At 70.9% G+C, this 18,416-nt stretch carries 16 protein-coding genes and 1 pseudogene; 9 read left to right on the forward strand and 8 right to left on the reverse strand.

The features are described 5' to 3' along the window. Window positions 1-74: 74 nt before the first annotated feature. A complete protein-coding gene (locus ACWD6R_RS15380) occupies window positions 75-2,015 on the forward strand; it encodes a flavin monoamine oxidase family protein (RefSeq protein WP_451819129.1) in 1,941 nt (646 codons plus the stop codon). Between the two features lie 14 nt (window positions 2,016-2,029). Here ACWD6R_RS15380 and ACWD6R_RS15385 read toward each other — a convergent pair whose 3' ends face one another. The 4 genes from ACWD6R_RS15385 to ACWD6R_RS15400 form a co-directional block, all read right to left on the reverse strand. Next, window positions 2,030-2,638, reverse strand: coding sequence for a LysE family translocator (locus tag ACWD6R_RS15385; RefSeq protein ID WP_451819130.1), 609 nt, complete (start codon window positions 2,636-2,638; stop codon window positions 2,030-2,032). 14 nt (window positions 2,639-2,652) lie between these two features. After that, entirely contained in the window at window positions 2,653-3,453 is an 801-nt protein-coding gene (locus ACWD6R_RS15390) for an EI24 domain-containing protein (protein ID WP_451819131.1), read from the reverse strand. Between the two features lie 81 nt (window positions 3,454-3,534). Further along, a complete protein-coding gene (locus ACWD6R_RS15395; protein WP_451819132.1) occupies window positions 3,535-3,963 on the reverse strand; it encodes an organic hydroperoxide resistance protein in 429 nt (142 codons plus the stop codon). Window positions 3,964-4,051: 88 nt separating this feature from the next. Further along, the gene (locus ACWD6R_RS15400; RefSeq protein ID WP_451819133.1) at window positions 4,052-5,071 is read right to left on the reverse strand and encodes an NADP-dependent oxidoreductase; all 1,020 of its coding nucleotides are present in this window, start codon (window positions 5,069-5,071) and stop codon (window positions 4,052-4,054) included. A 130-nt stretch (window positions 5,072-5,201) separates the two neighbouring features. Between ACWD6R_RS15400 and ACWD6R_RS15405 the strand changes: the two genes are divergently transcribed. The 4 genes from ACWD6R_RS15405 to ACWD6R_RS15420 all read left to right on the forward strand — a co-directional run bounded on the left by ACWD6R_RS15405 (window position 5,202) and on the right by ACWD6R_RS15420 (window position 9,482). After that, on the forward strand, window positions 5,202-5,639 hold the full coding sequence (locus tag ACWD6R_RS15405) for a MarR family winged helix-turn-helix transcriptional regulator (protein WP_266985973.1): 438 nt from the start codon (window positions 5,202-5,204) through the stop codon (window positions 5,637-5,639). A 480-nt stretch (window positions 5,640-6,119) separates the two neighbouring features. Continuing rightward, window positions 6,120-6,683, forward strand: a complete 564-nt coding sequence (locus ACWD6R_RS15410; RefSeq protein ID WP_451819134.1) for a hypothetical protein — start codon at window positions 6,120-6,122, stop codon at window positions 6,681-6,683. Between the two features lie 148 nt (window positions 6,684-6,831). Then, window positions 6,832-7,869 (forward strand): rod shape-determining protein MreB, encoded by a 1,038-nt coding sequence (mreB, locus tag ACWD6R_RS15415; RefSeq protein WP_451819135.1) that lies wholly within the window; start codon window positions 6,832-6,834, stop codon window positions 7,867-7,869. A gap of 17 nt (window positions 7,870-7,886) precedes the next feature. Next, complete coding sequence (locus tag ACWD6R_RS15420) at window positions 7,887-9,482, forward strand: GAF domain-containing protein (RefSeq protein ID WP_451819136.1); 1,596 nt, start codon at window positions 7,887-7,889, stop codon at window positions 9,480-9,482. Here ACWD6R_RS15420 and ACWD6R_RS15425 read toward each other — a convergent pair. Beyond that, window positions 9,460-9,891: an Lrp/AsnC family transcriptional regulator gene (locus ACWD6R_RS15425; protein WP_366134748.1), complete on the reverse strand. Its 432-nt coding sequence runs from the start codon at window positions 9,889-9,891 to the stop codon at window positions 9,460-9,462. The genes ACWD6R_RS15420 and ACWD6R_RS15425 overlap by 23 nt on opposite strands. 118 nt (window positions 9,892-10,009) lie before the next feature. Here ACWD6R_RS15425 and ACWD6R_RS15430 point away from each other — a divergent pair. From ACWD6R_RS15430 to ACWD6R_RS15445, 4 genes and pseudogenes are all read left to right on the forward strand, one after another. Continuing rightward, a pseudogene (locus ACWD6R_RS15430) lies at window positions 10,010-10,967 on the forward strand (MFS transporter). Between the two features lie 232 nt (window positions 10,968-11,199). After that, on the forward strand, window positions 11,200-12,675 hold the full coding sequence (locus tag ACWD6R_RS15435; RefSeq protein ID WP_451819137.1) for an acyl-CoA synthetase: 1,476 nt from the start codon (window positions 11,200-11,202) through the stop codon (window positions 12,673-12,675). Beyond that, a complete protein-coding gene (locus tag ACWD6R_RS15440) occupies window positions 12,668-14,026 on the forward strand; it encodes a carboxyl transferase domain-containing protein (protein ID WP_451819138.1) in 1,359 nt (452 codons plus the stop codon). The genes ACWD6R_RS15435 and ACWD6R_RS15440 overlap by 8 nt, the downstream gene beginning before the upstream one ends. Window positions 14,027-14,107: 81 nt before the next feature. Next, window positions 14,108-14,908 (forward strand): VOC family protein, encoded by an 801-nt coding sequence (locus tag ACWD6R_RS15445; protein WP_451819139.1) that lies wholly within the window; start codon window positions 14,108-14,110, stop codon window positions 14,906-14,908. A gap of 253 nt (window positions 14,909-15,161) precedes the next feature. Here ACWD6R_RS15445 and ACWD6R_RS15450 read toward each other — a convergent pair whose 3' ends face one another. The 3 genes from ACWD6R_RS15450 to ACWD6R_RS15460 all read right to left on the reverse strand — a co-directional run bounded on the left by ACWD6R_RS15450 (window position 15,162) and on the right by ACWD6R_RS15460 (window position 18,319). Then, window positions 15,162-17,045 (reverse strand): ABC transporter ATP-binding protein, encoded by a 1,884-nt coding sequence (locus ACWD6R_RS15450; protein ID WP_451819140.1) that lies wholly within the window; start codon window positions 17,043-17,045, stop codon window positions 15,162-15,164. 128 nt (window positions 17,046-17,173) lie between these two features. Further along, window positions 17,174-17,362: a hypothetical protein gene (locus ACWD6R_RS15455; RefSeq protein ID WP_451819141.1), complete on the reverse strand. Its 189-nt coding sequence runs from the start codon at window positions 17,360-17,362 to the stop codon at window positions 17,174-17,176. A gap of 546 nt (window positions 17,363-17,908) precedes the next feature. Then, the gene (locus ACWD6R_RS15460) at window positions 17,909-18,319 is read right to left on the reverse strand and encodes a hypothetical protein (protein ID WP_451819142.1); all 411 of its coding nucleotides are present in this window, start codon (window positions 18,317-18,319) and stop codon (window positions 17,909-17,911) included. Window positions 18,320-18,416 lie beyond the last annotated feature (97 nt).

Raw genomic sequence — 18,416 nt, forward strand, 5'->3', positions numbered from 1 at the left:
ACCTGCGAGTGATTCCGAGCGGTCTACGCGTGTCCGGGCAACGCGCTCCGTTCCGCGCCCCCCAGGGTGTCCGCATGACTACCGAGCCAGCCGAAGCGACCTCTGCCCTGCCCTCGCGGCGCACCATGATCGCGGGCGCCGGCGCCGCCGCCCTCGCCACGACCGCCGTGACCTCGGCGAACGCGGCCACGCCCGACTCCCTCGCGGCGCCTGCCGCCCCTGCGGCCCCCGAGGCGGCCCCCGGCTCCGACTGGAACGCCTGCCTGGCCATCGCCCGCGCCATCCTCGTACGCGACGAGCAGGACGAGCCGCTGGTGCCGCACTACCGCGACGTCCTGCTCTCCAAAGGCTTGCCTCGCAGTCGCAAGCCCCCCAAGAAGGTGCTGGTCATCGGTGCGGGTCCGGCCGGACTGACCGCCGCCCATCTGCTCAGCAGCGCCGGGCACACCGTCACCGTGATCGAGGCCAACGGCAACCGGGTCGGCGGCCGGATCAAGACCTTCCGCAAGGGCGGCCACGAGCACGCGAAGGCGCCGTTCGCCGACTCGAAGCAGTACGCCGAGGCCGGGGCGATGCGGATTCCCGACAGCCACCCGCTCGTCACCGGGCTCATGGACAGCTTCGGTCTGAAGCGCCGCCGCTTCTACCTCGTCGATGTCGACGGCGCGGGAGAGCCCGTCAACCACACCTGGATCCACGTCAACGGCATCCGGGTCCGCAAGGCGGACTACGCGAAGAAGCCGCAGGCGCTCAACCGCTCCTTCGGGGTCCCCGCGGAGTTCGAGGACAAGACCGCCGCGACCATCGTGCGGGAGGCCTTCGCGCCCGTACGCAAGGAGTTCGAGGGCAAGGAGGGCCGGGAACTCGTCGAGGGCTGGGCGCGGGTCGTCCAGCGGTACGGACACTGGTCGATGTTCCGCTTCCTGACCGAGGCGGCCAAGCTCGACGAGCGCACCATCGACCTCATCGGCACGGTCGAGAACCTCACCTCGCGACTCCATCTCGCCTTTGTGCACAGCTTCATCGGAGCCTCCCTGATCAGCCCGGACACCGCGTTCTACGAGCTGCCCGACGGCACGGCGACCCTGGCCGACGCCATGTACGCACGGGTCAAGGACCTGGTGCGGCTGGACCGCCGGGCCGCCAGGATCAGCTACGAAGCCGACAGCGTCCGGGTCGAGACGGTGTCCGAGGGCCGTAAGGGCAAGGTCGTGCGGGAGACGTTCACCGGCGACCGGGCGATCGTCACCGTGCCGTTCTCCGGGCTGCGCCACATCCCGGTCACGCCCGCGCTCTCGTACGGCAAGCGGCGCGCGATCACCGAGATCCACTACGACGCGGCCACCAAGGTGCTGCTCGAATTCAGCCTCCGCTGGTGGGAGTTCGAGGAGAAGGACTGGAAGGCCGAGCTGGAGAGGATCCGGCCCGGTCTGTACGACGCGTACCGGCTCGGCAAGGCGCCGGCCGACGGTTCACTGCTCGGCGCGCACCCCTCCGTACCGCCCGGACATCTTCCGCCCAACCAGCGCGTGCACTATGCGGCGTACCGCGCGACCGCCCGCGACCAGCCCGAAGCGGCGCATGTCATCGGCGGCGGATCCGTCACCGACAACGCCAACCGCTTCATGTTCCAGCCCTCCCACCCGGTCGACGGAAGCAAGGGAGGTGTCCTCCTCGCCTCGTACAGCTGGGCCGACGACGCCCTGAAGTGGGACTCCCTGGACGACGACGAGCGCTACCCGCACGCCCTGGGCGGCGTGCAGGACGTGTACGGGCAGCGCATCGAGGTCTTCTACACAGGGGTCGGCGCCACCCAGTCGTGGATGCGCGACCCGTACGCGTACGGCGAGGCGTCGGTGCTGCTGCCCGGCCAGCACACCGAACTGTTCGCCGATGTGCGCTCGGCCGAGGGGCCGCTGCACTTCGCGGGCTGCCACACCTCGGTCAAGCCCGCCTGGATCGAAGGGGCGTTGGAGTCGGCGGTCCGCACGGCGCTGGAGGTGCACACGAGCTGACGTCAGTCACGGACTCAGCGGGCGAGGCCCAGCGTGACGCCCAGTCCGACGAGCACCGATCCGATGCCCCGGTTGAGGACCTTCTGCCACCGCAGCATCGCGGTGCGCAGGTGGGCGTGCGAGAAGAACAGCGCGACCAGTCCGAACCAGCCGAGATGGGCGAGGGACATGAAGAGCCCGTAGCCGGCCTGCCGCCACAGGCCGGTGTCGGGTCCGACGACCTGGGTGAACGTCGACACGACGAAGAGCGTGGTCTTGGGGTTCAGCGCATTGGTGAGGAAACCGGTGCGCAGGGCCCCGAGACGGCTCAGTCCCGGCTTCGACTCCAGGTCGACGGCGAGGTCGTTGCGGGCGAAGAAGGTCCGTACCCCGATGTAGACGAGATACGCCGCACCCGCCAGCTTGATCGCGGTGAACAGGACGGTCGAGGACGCGATCAGCAGCCCGACGCCGAGCATGGTGTACGTGACGTGGACCAGGACACCCGCGGCGACACCGGCGGCGGCCAGGAGCCCGGTCCTCCGGCCGTAGAGACAGCTGTTGCGCACGACCATCGCGAAGTCGGCGCCCGGGCTGATGACGGCGAGGACGGTGATGACGGCGACGGCGATGATCTCGGTCATGGGCTCAGGTCCCCTCAGTCCATGTTGACGCTGTACGGGGACGGGGACGCGTCCTCGTCCCCGTCCTCGTCGTCGGCGGGCGGCGCCACCAGGTCCCGGGCGAGCAGGGTGGCCCCGGCGACGGCGCCCGGCATCAGGAACACGGCGACGAACGGGACCAGGAAGGCGAGCCCCAGCGGTACGCCGAAGCCGAGGATCAGCGTGCGGCGGCCGCGCAGCAGGACGAGCCGGTCGGCCAGGACCATGCCGCGGCGCTGGAGCGCGACGGCGGTGAGTTCCTCGGCGAGGAAGTAGCCGGTGACGCAGAAGCCGATGACGGGGACCACGGTCTGGCCGACGACCGGGATGAACCCGAGGGCGAAGAGCAGGACGGCATAGAGCGTGACGCGTACCAGGATGCGGATGCTGTCACGGGCGGAGATCCACAGCTCGCGCCAGAGCGGCAGCCCTGACTCGGGGACCTCGCCGCCCTCCGTGCGGTCGACCTCCTCGGAGAGCGACTCGTAGAACGGCTGGCCGACCAGCAGGGTCACGGCGGTAAAGGTGATCACGGCGAGGAAGAGGCCGAGGGCGAAGACCAGCACGGTGAGCGTGGTGCGGAGAAGACCGAGCCAGGGGCTGGACCAGTCGTCGGCGAACGGGGTCGCCCAGGCGACGAGGTCGTCGGCGCCGTAGCCGAGACCGATGAGCGCTCCCGCGTACACGACGAGTGTGATGAGGCCGGGGATCAGGCCGAAGCCGAACCATCGTCCGTGCCGGGCCACCCAGCGCTGCCCCTTGGTCAAATAGCTGAAACCCGCCCCTAGATCACGCATGGCGTCAGCGTACTGGTGGCGGCGAAAGGGCCGCACCCTGCGGGGGTGCGGCCCTCGGTCACGTACGAGCCGTACGGGCGATCAGACGACCGACAGCTCGACCTTGATGTTGCCGCGCGTGGCGTTCGAGTACGGGCACACCTGGTGGGCCTTCTCGATGAGCGACTGCGCGGTGGCGGTGTCGACGTTCGGGATGGTCGCGGAGATCGCGACCTCCAGGCCGAAGCCGCCCTCGGCGGTCTTGCCGATGGAGACGGCGGCGGTCACGGTGGAGCCGGAGATGTCGGCCTTCTCCTGGCGGGCCACGACGCCGAGAGCGCCCTGGAAGCAGGCGCTGTAGCCGGCCGCGAAGAGCTGCTCCGGGTTGGTGCCCGCGCCGCTGCCGCCCAGCGCCTTCGGCGGGTTGACGATGACGTCGAGCCGGCCGTCGTCGGAGGAGACGCGGCCGTCACGGCCGTTCTCCGCGGTGGCGACAGCGGTGTACGCGACGGTTATGTCCTGAATGGTCATGCTGAGGGTTCCTCTGCTGTAGCGCCGCGACTCGCGCCCACGATCGCGACGGCCTGTGATGAGACTAACGGGTGCCTGTGAGTGGCTTTCAGGCGAGGGAGACGATCATCTTTCCGGTGTTCTCGCCGCGCATCAGACCGAGGAACGCGTCGAAGCCGTTCTCGATGCCCTCGACGAAGGTCTCGCTGTACTTCAGCTCGCCCGAGGCCAGCCAGCCGGCGACCTCCTGGACGAACTGCGGCTGGAGCGCGGTGTGATCGCCGACGAGCACGCCCTGCAGGCGCAGTCGCTTGCCGATGACCAGGGCGAGGTTGCGCGGGCCGGGGACCGGCTCGGTGTCGTTGTACTGGGCGATCATTCCGCAGATGGTGGCGCGGCCGTGCACGTTGAGCGAGGAGAGTGCCGCTTCGAGGTGCTCGCCGCCGACGTTGTCGAAGTAGACGTCGATGCCGTCGGGGGCGGCCTGGCGCAGCTGCTCGGCGACCGGGCCGTTCTTGTAGTTGAACGCCGCGTCGAAGCCGTACTCCTCGACGAGGAGCTTGACCTTGTCGTCGGATCCGGCCGAGCCGATGACCCGCGAGGCGCCCTTGAGCTTGGCCATCTGGCCGACCTGACTGCCGACCGCACCGGCGGCGCCGGAGACGAAGACGGCGTCGCCCTCCTTGAAGGAGGCGACCTCGAAGAGGCCGGCGTAGGCGGTGAGCCCGGTCATGCCGAGCACGCCGAGGTAGGCGGAGAGCGGGGCCAGGTCCGGGTCGACCTTCACGGCGCGCTTGGCGGGGACGTCGGCGTACTCGCGCCAGCCCAGACCGTGCAGGACGTGGTCGCCGACCGTGATCCCCTCGGCGTTGGAGGCGATGACCTCGCCGACCGCGCCACCCTCCATGGGGTGGTCCAGCTTGAAGGGCGGGATGTACGACTTCGCGTCGTTCATCCTGCCCCTCATGTACGGATCGACGGAGAAGTAAAGGTTGCGGACGAGGATGCGACCCTCGCCGGGAGCGGTGACCGGGGCCTCACGCAGCGCGAAATCCTCGGCCTTCGGCCAGCCGTGGGGGCGGGCGACAAGGTGCCATTCACGGCTGGACGTGGGAAGTGCTGCAGACATGGGCTCGGGGTCTCCTCAATGTCTTACGGGTGGGGGGAAGCGTTCCCGCGGTGGAGAAAAGCTTCATGACGTGAAACAACCATGCTCCTGAATATTTCACGTTGTCAAGTAACCGGGTATCCTGAGTGTCATGGCCACCACGCGAACAGACCCTCTGACCCTCGAAGTCGTCGAGCTCATCGGCACTGTCGTGGCGCGCTACTACGAGGAGTACGACCAGGCAGCGGCCGCGCACTCACTGACCGGCGCGCAGGCCAGGGTCCTGGGACTGCTCTCCCTGGAGCCGATGCCGATGCGCAGGATCGCCCAGAAGCTGAAGTGCGAGCCGTCGAACGTGACGGGGATCGTCGACCGGCTGGAGACCCGCGGCCTGGTCGAGCGCCGGCCCGACCCGGCCGACCGGCGGGTGAAACTGGCCGCCCCGACGGAGAAGGGCATCGACACCGCGCGGCAGCTGCGCGAGTCGCTCAGCTTCGCCCGGGAGCCCCTGGCGAAGCTGTCGGACACGGACCGCGCGGTGCTGCGGGATCTGCTGCGGCGGATGCTGGGCGTGGACGCGGAGTCCTAGGACCAGAAGAACAGGAACCAGCACGCCCCCGTCCTGGTCGGGCTGGGCGCGGGTGCGGGTGGCGCCGGATTCTGGGGCGGTGACGGGTTGCTGGTGGGCTGCCCCGGCTCCGCCGGGTCGCGAGGTGTCCTGGAAGGACTCGGTCCGGACGGCGGCTCCGTCGGAGGGCGTGGTGGTGGCCGCGGGCGGGGCGGAGCCCTCGCCTCCTGGGGCCCCGGTGCCGGTCGAGGCGGCCGGTGCCAGAGGTGCGCGCATCGGTGGCCGGGGCCACGGAGAGACCGTCCACCGGTCCGGGACTGTCGATGTCGCGGCTCGACGAGGGGTCCGGTGCCGGTCCGTCGCTGCCGCCGCTCTCCGCCCGGCCACTGCGCCGCTAGCCGCCCGGGGTGCGCGCCCCGGGATCCGCGCGTGCCCGCCCCGCGCAGGCTCGGCGCAGAGAAAGCCGCTCAGGTGAGGATCCTGTGTGGAAGCGTTGATTCCATGACCACCGCCCCCTTCGGTCCGCTCGAATTCCAGCTCGTCCTGCTCCGCCGGATGGCCGACCACCAACCGGGCCTCGTCGAGGACGCCCGGCACGAACTGAGCGCCTCGCTCTCCGAGATGCGGGAGGCGAACCGCCGCTGGCAGGCGATGGTGCGCGCGCCCCGCGGCCGCGGTTCGCTGCGCCGCTACCGCTCGGTGCTGGGCGAACCCGAGTCCTCCGTACGCCGCCGTATCGGCGACCTGGAGTGCGATGCCCTGCTCTGGCCGGTACCGCTCTGGCCGGATCTTCGGTTCGAGGTGATGGTCGCGCCCGGCGCGGCCGTGTGGAACGAATGGCTGGTCAGAGCCCCGGGGGCGGCCGGCCCTGAGCTGCACACCGTCGAGGATCTGCGCCCCTGGTCGTGCACCGTCGACGAGGTGGCGCGTGCCTTCGCCCCGGCCCGCCCGATGGAGGGCAGCGCGCCGACCCGCTGGGCGCTGGCGATCACCGACCCCGTGACGGGTGCGCTGTACGTAGCCGAATTCACCTGGGGGCTGTTCCAGCGACTGCTGCCCGGCTGACTCCGGCGCGCCGCCCGCATCTGTCGACCCGTCAGCTCCATACTCCCTCCGGCTCATCCCAACGCGCGCGATTCGTCCGGACGGCGCACGATGCAGAGAGGGCCGGCTGCCGCCGGCACCCCCATCAGCGCTCTCGGGAGAACCTGCCGTGACCGTCAGTCTTGAGCAGTTGCGCCGTTGCCATGTCGCCGTCGACCTCGGGGCCGCCCGTACCCGGGTGTACGTCAAGGGGCTCGGGCTCGTCGTCGACGAGCCGAGCGTCGCCGCAGTGAACACCCGTAGCGGCTCGCTCATCGCCGTCGGTGCGCTCGCCGAGCAGATGACGGGCCGCACCCCCGACTACATCCGGGTGGCGCGCCCGGTCTCCGGCGGAACCGTCGTCGACATCGAGATGGCCCAGCGCATGCTCCGCCATCTGCTCGGCGAGAAGCTCCGCCGTCAGCTGCGCCGCAAGCCGCGGCTGCGGGCGGCCGCCTGCACCCCGCACGACAGCGATCCCCTCGCCCAGCGGGCCGCCGTCGAGACCCTGGTCGGGCTCGGCGCCCGGCGGGTCGAGCTGGTCGACACGCTGATCGCGGCGGCCGTCGGCTGCGGGCTCCCGGTCGAGCAGCCGGTCGGGAGCATGATCATGGTGTGCGGGGCGGCGACCACGCAGATCGCGGTGCTCTCGCTCGGTTCGATCGTCACGGCCGCCCGGATCCCGATCGGCGGCGACGCCATCGACCACGCGGTGATCCAGCATCTGCGCCAGCACCACGAGTTGATGCTGCCGAGTCAGTCGGTACGTCCGTTGCAGCTGGCGCTCAGCGGCAACGGTCTGACCCCGTACGGTCCCGCGACGACCGAGATCCACGGCCGTGACGTGGCGACCGGTCTGGCCCGCTCGGTGCACGTCGACACCGCCGCCGTGCGGCAGGCCATCCAGACCCCGCTGACCGCGGTCCACGACGGCCTCGGCAAGGTGCTGCGCGACTGCCCGCCCGATCTGGTGGCCGATCTCGCGGACCGCGGGATCATGATGGTCGGCGGCAGCGCGCTGCTGCCGGGTCTCGACCAGATGCTGCGTGATGCGACGGGCATGCCGGTACAGATCGCCGAGCGCCCCGACGTCTGCTCCGTCCTGGGGCTCGGCGCCATGCTGGACGGCAACATCCAGCCGTTGGTCCTCAACCCGCTGGCCGCCTGACGACCGCGGGGCGGCGTATGACGCACGAGGACCAGGGCGCGGCGGACGAACCGGCGGCGGACCGCTCCATCGGCGAGCTCCCCCGGCTGCCGATGCTGCTGGAGGCGGTGCTCAGCGTCGGCACCGATCTCGGACTGCGGGCCACACTCCGCCAGATCGTGGACACCGCCACCGCGCTCACCGGGGCGCGGTACGGAGCGCTCGGCGTCCTCGATCCCGAGGAGGGCGCCATCACCGAGCTGTTCACCTCCGGTCTGACCGACGCCGAGCGGGAGCGCATCGGCAGCTTCCCGGACGGGCACTCGGGGCTGCTCGGCGTGCTCATCGACGATCCGCAGCCGTTGCGCTCCGACGACCTGACCGCCGATGCGCGCTCCTCCGGTGTGCCGCCCGGCCATCCGCCGATGCGTTCCTTCCTCGGGGCTCCGATCCGGGTGCACCACGAGGTGTTCGGCAATCTCTATCTCACGGAGAAGATCACCGGGCATTTCACCGATACGGACATGGCGCTGCTCCAGATCCTCGCCTCACAGGCCGGGATCGCGATCGGCAACGCCCGGCTGTACGAGACGGCCCGGCAGCGGGAGCGCTGGATCGAGGGCGCGGCAGCCGTCACCACGGCCCTGCTGAGCGGCACGAACGCGGCCGACGCGCTGATGACCGTCGCCGAGCGGGCCAGGATCCTCGCCGACGCCTCGGCCGGGGTGATCCTCCAGCCGACCGCGGACGGCGGCATGGAGATCGTCACCGCGTCCACGCTCGACGACCCGGCCGGCATCGTCGGCGCCACCATCGAGCCCGGCTCTCCCGTACTGGTGCAGCTGCTGGGCGGTGAGCCGGTCTTCGTCGACGACTCGGCGACCGATCCGCGGATGACGACGCATGTACGGACCCGGTTCGGTCCCAGCATGATGCTGCCGCTGCAGAGCGGCGGGCGGCTCATCGGCACCCTCGCTCTGCCCCGGCGGCGCGGCGGCGCGCCGTACACGACGGTGGACCGGCTGCTGGCCTCCCAGTTCGCCTCGCAGGCGGCGCTCGCCCTGGTGCTGGCGGACGCCCAGCACAACAGGGAACAGCTCGCGGTGTACGAGGACCGTGACCGGATCGCCCGTGATCTGCACGATCTCGTCGTCCAGCGGCTCTTCGCGACGGAAATGATGCTCGAATCGACCCGCCGCCGGGCCGCCGCGCCGGAGACGGACGAGCTGCTCAGCCGGGCCGTCGACGAGCTGGACTCCACCATTCAGGAAGTGCGGACCGCAATCTTCGCCCTCCAGCAGCCGCCCACCGAGGCGCCCTCCACGTTCCGCGGCCGGGTGCTGCGGGAGACCGGGGGCGCGGCCTCCGTGCTCGGATTCCAGCCGTCGGTGCAATTCTCCGGGGCGGTGGACGTCCTGGTGCGGCAGCCGGTGGACCAGCAGCTCCTCGCGGCGCTGCGCGGCGCCCTGGCGGCGGCGCACCGGCGGGCCGGGGTGTCGGCCATAGAGGTGGAGGTGGATGCGACGGCGCGGCTTCCGGACGGACGGTCCGCGGTCCGGCTGTTGGTTTCCGACGACGGGCGCACCGAGGACGGCTCGCGCTCGACGACCGTCACCTGGCAGGCGCCGCTCTGAGCGCGACCCGGGTGCTGGAGTGGGCGACGCCCGCCTCACGCTTGAGCCTGCGCAGAAGTCCGTCCAGGGCGGCGGTGTCGGCGACCGTGGCGCGTACGAGATAGTCGTGCCCGCCCGTCACATGCACCACTTCGGTGATGCCGGGCAGCGCGAGCACCGCGCGTTCGAACACCTCGTTGCTCGTGTCGATACGCAGCGTCACATCGATGAAGACCACCAGGCCCGTCCGGGTGTCGGCGGCCGGGTCGATGATCACGGTGAAGCCGCGGATGACGCCGTCCCGGCGCAGCCGGCGCACCCGGTCGGCCGCGGCGTTGGCGCTGAGGCCGACCCGTACCCCCAGATCGCGATACGAGATCCGCGCGTCCTCCTGGAGGACGCTGAGGATTTCCCTGTCCAGACGGTCCATACCGCGATTGTCTCAGCTTGTGCCGGATTGCGACTGCGGAGACCTGGGTCCGGGCTCCCGTGCCCCACATGGAGTACGTCGGCAGGCCCACCGCTGGCGTCCGGCCTTGACTGACAGGGTGGAATCAGCCGTCACGCAGTCCCCCGCTCCGGCCGCCAAGCAGTCCGCTGCGGCCTACCGCAATCTGGCGATGGCCACGATCGGTTTCGGGCTCACCTTCTGGGCCTGGAACCTGATCTCGCCGTTGTCAGGGGCCTTCAAGGAACGGCTCGGGCTGAGTTCGTTCGAGCAGTCGCTGCTCGTCGCCGTGCCGGTGCTGGTCGGTTCGCTGGGGCGGATCCCGGCAGGAGCGCTCACCGACAAATACGGCGCCCGGCTGATGTTCCCGCTGGTCTCGGCGCTGACCATCATCCCCGTACTGCTGCTGATCCCGGCAAAGGACTCGTACGGCGCGATGCTCGCCGTGGGCTTTCTGCTGGGGCTGGGCGGCACGACGTTCGCGATCGGCATCCCGCTGGTCAACTCGTGGTTCCCGCCGGCACAGCGCGGGGCCGCGCTCGGTGTGTTCGGCATGGGCATGGGCGGAGTGGCCCTGTCCGGGTACCGGGTTCGCCCTGGTCACCGTCATCTTCCGGCCGATCGGCGGCTGGCTGTCGGACCGCATCCACCCGGCGCTGATCACCTCGGCGGCGCTGGGGCTGGCCGCACTGATGGCGATCGTCCAGGCCTTCGACCCGAAGCTGGCACCGGGCGGCACGATCGCGCTGCTCTGCATGGCGGCCGGTCTCGGTACGTCGAGCGGCAGCATCTTCGCCCTCGTCTCGCAGGTGACACCGCAGCCGAAGGTGGGCAGCGTCACCGGGATCGTCGGCGCGATGGGCGGACTCGGCGGCTTCGTCCCTCCGCTGGTGATGGGTGCGATCTACAGCGCGAAGGGCTCGTACTCGATCGGCTTCATGCTGCTGTCCGACCTGGCACTGGCCGGGTGTGTGTACGCGTACGGGCGGATGCGGAACATCAAGCGGGACGAGCGGCCGTCCGGTGGATCAGGGCCGGGGCGGAGCGGGACCGGCTGACCGCAAGCGGAGCCGCAGGGCGTCGGGAGCCCACTCCCCATCGTGGGGGAGGCCGTTACGGCCTCCCCCACGATGGGGAGTGGATCAGCGAGCGGCGTCGTGCGGCTTCGATGGCAAGGCGGAGGACGGAATCGACGCGGAGCGTCGGTGACCGACGACAACGCCGCAAGCGGAGCCGCAGGGCGTCGGGAGCCCACTCCCTGTCGTGGGGGAGGCCGTTAGGGTCGGAAGGGTGACTACTCTTCTGCCTGCGCTGCAGGACGGTTCCGGCCCGGCCGCCTCCCGGGAAGCCGTCCGGTTCGGCGAACACACCCTGACGTACGCACAGTTGGCCGCCGCCTCGGACGCCCTCGCCGCGCGGCTCGCGGGCGCCGGGCGGGTCGCCGTCTGGGCCACACCGACCCCGGAGACCGTGGTCGCGGTGGTGGCGGCGCTGCGGGCCGGGGTGCCCGCCGTGCCGCTCAACCCGAGGACGGGCGAGCGGGAACTGGCCCATATCGTCGCCGACAGCGCCCCGTCGGCGGTGCTGGCCGGAGCGGGCGACGTGCTCCCGCCCGCACTGGGCGCGCTGGACCGTACGGATGTCGACACGTCGGCAATGGTGGCGAACGGCGCCGGCTTCCCCGAGCCCTCCCCCGAGTCCCCCGCCCTGATCGTCTACACCTCCGGCACCACGGGCCCGCCCAAGGGCGCGATCCTGCCGCGCCGGGCGATCGCCGCCTCCCTGGACGCGCTTGAGGACGCCTGGCAGTGGACCGGCGACGACGTCCTCGTCCACGCCCTGCCGCTGTTCCATGTGCACGGTCTGATCCTCGGCGTCCTGGGTCCGCTGCGCCGGGGCGGTTCGGTACGTCATCTGGGGCGGTTCTCCGCCGAGGGTGTGGCCCGGGAGCTGGGGTCCGGCGGCACGATGCTGTTCGGCGTACCCACGATGTACCACCGGCTGGCCGAGACCCTCGGCGACGGTTCGGCGACGGACGCCGCCGGGCTGGCGAAGGCGCTCGCAGGGGCGCGGCTGCTGGTCTCGGGGTCGGCTGCGCTGCCCGTCCATGACCACGAGCGGATCGCGGCGGCGACCGGGCGCCGGGTCGTCGAGCGGTACGGCATGACGGAGACCCTGATGAACACCGGTGTCCGCGCGGACGGCGAACCGCGGCCCGGGACGGTCGGCGCACCCCTGCTCGGCGTCGAACTCCGGCTGGTCGAGGAGGACGGCACCCCGCTCGCCGACCCGACAACCGAGGGCGCTGTGGGCGAGATCCAGGTACGCGGCCCGAACGTCTTCACCGGCTATCTGAACCGCCCCGACGCGACGGCGGCCGCGTTCACCGAGGACGGCTGGTTCCGTACGGGCGACATGGCGACCCTCGACACGGACGGCTGTGTACGGATCGTCGGCCGCAAGGCGACCGACCTGATCAAGAGCGGGGGCTACAAGATCGGCGCGGGCGAGATCGAGAACGCGCTGCTGGACCACCCGGGCGTCCGCGAGGCCGCCGTCACCGGGGAGCCGGACCCGGATCTGGGCGAGCGGATCGTCGCCTGGGTGGTGCCGTCCGATCCGGGCGCGCCGCCCACGGAGGCCGAGCTGGCGGACCACGTGGCGGCTCAGCTCGCCCCGCACAAGAGGCCGCGCACGGTCCGTTATCTGGAGGCGCTGCCCCGCAACGACATGGGCAAGATCATGAAGCGGTCCCTCGGTGCGTAGGCGGCTGACGGCGCGGCAGGCGATCGCGGCGGTCGGCGACGACTTCGTCGAGGCCGTCGACCCGCCCGGCGCGGAGATACCGGCGGACGGTCCGCTCTCCTGGTCCGGTTACGCGGACTCCCGGGCCCGTGCGGCGGACCGCACCGGTGAGGAGGAGTCCGTCGTCCACGGTCTCGCCACCGTCGGCGGCCACCCATGTGTCCTGATCTCGTTCGAGTTCGGCTTCCTCGGCGGCTCGCTGGGGCAGCGCACCGGGGACCGGCTGGAAGCCGCGTACGAGACCGCCCGCAGCCGTCGGCTGCCGCTCGTCTCGCTGATCGCGACGGGCGGCAGCCGGATGCAGGAGGGCATGGTGGCGCTCACCCAGCTCCACCGGGTGGCGCGCGCCTCGGCCCGGCTGCGGGCGGCCGGTCTGCCCCAGCTCGCGGTCCTGCGCGATCCGACGACGGGTGGCGGCTGGGCCACGCTGGGGGCCGCCGCCGATGTGATCCTGGCGCTGCCGGGGGCGCAGATCGGGTTCGCCGGATCGCGGGTGCGGCCGGCGGACGCGGACGCGTCGGCCTACACGGCGGAGGGCCAGCTGGTCACGGGCCACGTCGATGCGGTCGTCGGCGCGGCCGAGCTGCCGGGGACGCTGGGGCGGTGGCTGGGCGCGCTGGGAGCGGCAGGCGTCGGCGAGCCCCTCCTGCCCGCACCGGTCCCGGGCGCCCTCTCGGACGCCGGGTTGCCCGCGACCGGCTGGGACGCCGTGCGGCAGGCCCGTTCCTCGGCCCGGCCGCGTGCCGAGGCGTATCTCGACGCGTACTTCGACCACCTGCTGCCGCTCAGCGGCGACCGGTGCGGCGGTACGGATCCGGGTCTGCTCTGCGGGTTCGGGCTGCGCGGCGACCGGCCGATCGCGTACATCGCCCAGCGCGGCACCGCCACCCGCCCGGCGGGCTATCGCACCGCCGCCCGGGTGATCCGGCTGGCGGACCGGCTCGGCGTACCCGTCCTGACCCTCATCGACACCCCGGGCGCGGCGAACGACGCCGAGGCGGAACGGGCGGGCGCGGGAGCCGCCATCGCCGACGCGTTCGCGGCGATCGCCGAGGCCCGGGTCCCGGTGACGACCCTGGTGATCGGCGAGGGCGGCTCGGGCGGCGCGCTGGCCCTGGCGGCGCCGGACAACACGCATGTCACCCGGGACAGCTACTTTTCCGTCATCGCCCCGGAGCTCGCGGCAGCCATCCTGAAGCGCTCCCCCGACGCCGTACGCGCCACGGCCGACCAGCTGCGCCTTCGCCCCCAGGACCTGGTGGAGCTGGGCATCGCCCGCGGGATCGCGGCCCCCGGCGCGCAGGCGCCCTGACGGCGAGTCCACCGCGCGGGGTGACGGATCGCTGGTTAGCGTGAAAAACCGGACCAACCATCGAGTCAGGAGCGCAGAGTAATGGCCGCAGAACCTGAGGGCACGCCGTGCTGGGCGGACGCCATGTTCACCGATCTCGAGGGGGCGAAGAGCTTCTACGGTGACGTGCTGGGCTGGACCTTCAGCGAGGCGTCGTCGGAGTTCGGCAACTACACGCAGGCGTACGCGAACGGCAAGGCGGTGGCCGCCGTCGTACCGCCCATGCCCGGCCAGGAGGGCCAGTCGGCATGGTGTCTGTACTTCGCGTCGCCCGACACCGCCGCCACCGCCGCGAAGATCCGGGACAACGGCGGCGAGGTGCTGATGGACCCGATGCAGGTCGGCGACTTCGGCTCGATGCTGCTGGCCCGCGATCCGAGCGGAGTGACGTTCGGCGTGTGGCAGGCGGGGCAGCACGAGGGATTCGAGGCCAAGGGCACGCCCGGTGCGTACTGCTGGTCGGAGGTGTTCACCCGGGAGCCCGCGAAGGCGGACTCCTTCTTCCCCGCCGTCTTCCCGTACAACGTGAAGCAGATGAAGGACGACGCGATCGACTTCTCCATCTACGACCTGGGCGCCGACCCGGTCATGGGGCGGATGAAGATGACGGACGACTTCCCGCCCGAGGTCCCGCCGTACATCAACGTGTACTTCACCGTCGAGGACTGCGACGCGGCGGTGGCAAAGGCGACGGAGCGCGGGGCGATCCTCCGGTTCGGGCCGATGACCAGCCCCTTCGGCCGGTTCGCCGCGCTGAGCGACCCGCAGGGTGCGGCGTTCTCGGTGATCGACGTCAAGACGACCGGCGGCGACATGCCGGAGTTCTCCGACGCGACCACCTGAGCGGCGGCACAGTCCGGCCGTCAGCGGCGGCACAGTCCGGCCGTCCGGCTCACCGGCAGCCAGTCACAGTCAGCCGGTCGCCGTCTGTCGGCGACCGGCTGCTGTCTTCCCCCCTCCACTCGGCTCCGTACACAACTCCACAGGAGCGAGAGCACTGCCCTTGACTGCAAGCACCGCACTTGGAGGGCACCCCCAGCACGTCACGGCGAAGATCACCGCGAGCCCGTGCCGCCTGATCCGGCCCAGCCGGCCGTCACTGCCAGGGAACTTCTGATGGGCTGGCAGGAGGGCGGGCGACGCCGTTCCTCGGCAGGGGATGAGCGGAGAACAACGTGGCGTACAGACCACTCCGACCGAGGAGTTGCGCATGCGTGCCCGACTCCACCAGCCGACCCTCGTCCAGCACCAGAATGCGGTCGGCGTCCGAGGCCAGGGCCAGGTCGTGCGTGATCACGATGGTGGTTCGCCCTTCGGCGAGGCGCCGCAGCGGTCCGAGGATGCGCTGAGCGGCCACGGTGTCCAGCCCCGTGGTGGGCTCGTCGAGCATCAGAACGGGCGCGTCACGCAACATGGCGCGGGCAATGGCGACGCGCTGCAACTGGCCTCCGGAGAGTCGGGCGGTTCCGGGGGAAATGACGGTGCCGTAGCCATCCGGAAGGGCCTGGATGAAGCCGTCGGCGTCGGCTGCCCGCGCGGCATCCACGACATCACTGTGGGTGGTGCCGGGACGTCCGCAGCCGATGTTCTCCTCGATGGTGTCGTGCAGGACGAGTGTGTCCTGGGGAAGGAGCGTGATGTTCCGGCGGAGGTGGGTGAGCGGCAGCTGGTCCACGGACACGCCGTCCAGTCGGATGCTGCCGGAGTCGGGGTCGTAGAACCTCAGCAGCAGAGCCGCCAGGGTCGACTTGCCCGCGCCGCTGGGGCCGGTGATGACCAGCAGTTCCCCGGGGCTCGCGGTGAAGGAGAGGTCGCGGAGAACCGGCTCGCTGTTGCCGGGGTAGCGGAAGGAGACCTGGCGTGCTTCCACCGTGCCGAGTGCGCGGCTGCGGACGGGCACGGGCACCGAATCGGCCGGGTCGGTGACGGCGGGCCGGGCGTCGAGGATCTCCAGCAGCCGCTCGGCAGCGGCAGTCGCAGCGGTGGCCGTCAGGCCGAGCTGGCCCAGCGAGCGCACCGGCGGGTAGAGGTAGCCGATGAAGGCGGCGAAGGCCAGGAGCTGCCCGAGGGTCATCCGTCCCGCGGCGATCTCCCATGCCCCCAGACCGATGATCGTCAGGATGCAGAGCGTTTCGAGGACCTCCACGGTCTCGGCATAGAGCGCGGTGAGGCGGACGCCGGACACCGCCGCCTTCAGCCGCTTGCGCGCCTTGTCCTGGAGCCTTTCCTCCTCGTCCCGCTGCCTGTTGTACGCCTGGGTCAGAACGACGTTGACCAGCGTCTCCTCGACCACTGCGGTGATGGCACCGTCCGCCGCGCGTCCGCGACGGGACACGTCACGCAGACGCCCCGTGAACATGCGGGTCATGACGAAGAAGAACGGGACCAGGACAAAGGTGGCGAGGGCCAGATCCCACCGCAGCCACAGGGCGGCGGCGGAGAAGAAGACAGTGCTGAAGAGGGCCGAGGCCACCCCGACGATGCCGGAGACCACGAGCTGCTCGATGGCTTCCACGTCGCCGGTCAGTCGCTCCACCAGGTCACCGCGGCGGTTGCGCTGGAAGAAGTGCGGCGGCAGCGTCTGGAGATGCGAGAAGACCCGGGCCCGTAGCCGCAGCACAAAGCGTTCAGCGGTCCAGGCCGCGAGCGAACTGCCCAGATACCCCACCACCGCACCGACGGCGGCCACGGCGAACCATTGACCGGCAGGCTTCCAGAACGCGCTCACGGAGCCTGTCTGCAGGGCCTTGTCGGTGAGTTCGGCAAAGAGCAGGATCGTCACGGTCTCGGCGATCGCGGCCATGACGGCGAACAGACAGATCAGGACGATCCAGCGCCGGTCGCCTCGCGTCAGTGGCCAGAAGCGCCGGAACGAGACGGCGATACTGATGGGATCGGTGCGGATCGGCACATCCGTCACCGAATCCTGGGTCGGCCCGTCAGTGCGGGCTGCATGCCGGGGTGAGCTGCGGAGGCTCATGGGCGTCACGTCACAGAGGTGCTCGGGCTATGGGTCCGTCGCCATAGACGCAGGCCCCCCACACTTCGAGGCGGACCCGCGCGGGAGCGCGAGCCAGCCTCGAAGCAGTGGGGATGGAGGATGTGCGGTCAGTACCCGCCGCGCCCGAATCCGCCGCGGCCGAAACCGCCACGGTCGAAACCGCCACGCCCGAAACCGCCACGGCCGTATCCGCCACGGCCGAAACCGCCGCGCCCGTATCCGCCACGGCCGTATCCGCCGTATCCGCCGTCTCCCCAGCCACCGCATCCGCCACGGAAGATGCTACGTGCGTTCATCTCCGGCTCCTTACGAGGTTGATGTGCCGCCCCTTGCTCCAACTGCGGCACTTCCGACATTACGACGACCCCCAACTACCAACAAGTCGGGCAAGTGCTAATTCGAGCGAAACTTACGAGATGCCCCGAATCCTCAGGCCGCTGCCGGGCGCGCCCCTCCGGCACACCCCTCCTGTACGGCCCACCGGCGGGCCGTACAGGGCCCTCGCCCTATCGACCTGACGGCGCCTCGCCGCCGCGACCCTCGCCTGACTGGGCATCCACGCTCCCAAGCGAAGACTGAATATGCCAACGGCATATTCAGTTGGCATACACAGTTCCGCAAGCCCATGGCGCACACCGCGCTGCACATCAACCGGGCCTGCCCACAAGCTTTCTGACGGTTCAAAAGACACGAGAAGGTCCGATCCCATCCCGACCGGCGCACACCCCGACACCCCGGACCGTAGCGCCGCATCGACACCCACCGGTCCGGTTCGGGCGAGCAACGCATAACCGCACGACGGGACTTCCTCGTGACAGCTCATACCGTCTGCTGTCACCCCGTTATGGGGCGTTCGGCCAAGCAGTGGCCGAGCAAGGACGCCGCGCGACCTGCGGTGATGCACCCCCGGACGAACACGCACGACGCCACTCCGTCACCGGCTGCGCGTCGCCCCTTCGGGCCCGCGGCACCACCACCGCGGCCCGCTCCGCAATCACGAGGTCGACCTCCTTCAGCGGCGAGGCGTAGGTATCTGAGGCGAGCTGGATCGTGGAGAGCCGCAGCGCCTCCTTAATAGCGTGCAGATCGCCAATAGCGTGCAGATCGCCGTCGCCCCGGTGCATGAGGGTCGCCGCACAGTGCCGGAGGTCCCGGAGGCCGATCGGCGGCAGGTCAGCCTCACGGCAGATCCGCCGGAACTCCTCGGACACCTTCTCGGGGCGCAGCCACCTGCCGTCAGGCTCGACGAACACCTTCCCCGCGTCCGTCCGGCCCGCGACGCCCTTCCCGGCCGCCCTCTGCTCGGCGGCATGCGCGTTCCAGGCGTCCCGCTCCGCGAGCTGCCGCTCC

Source organism: Streptomyces sp. NPDC005151 (assembly GCF_053599875.1).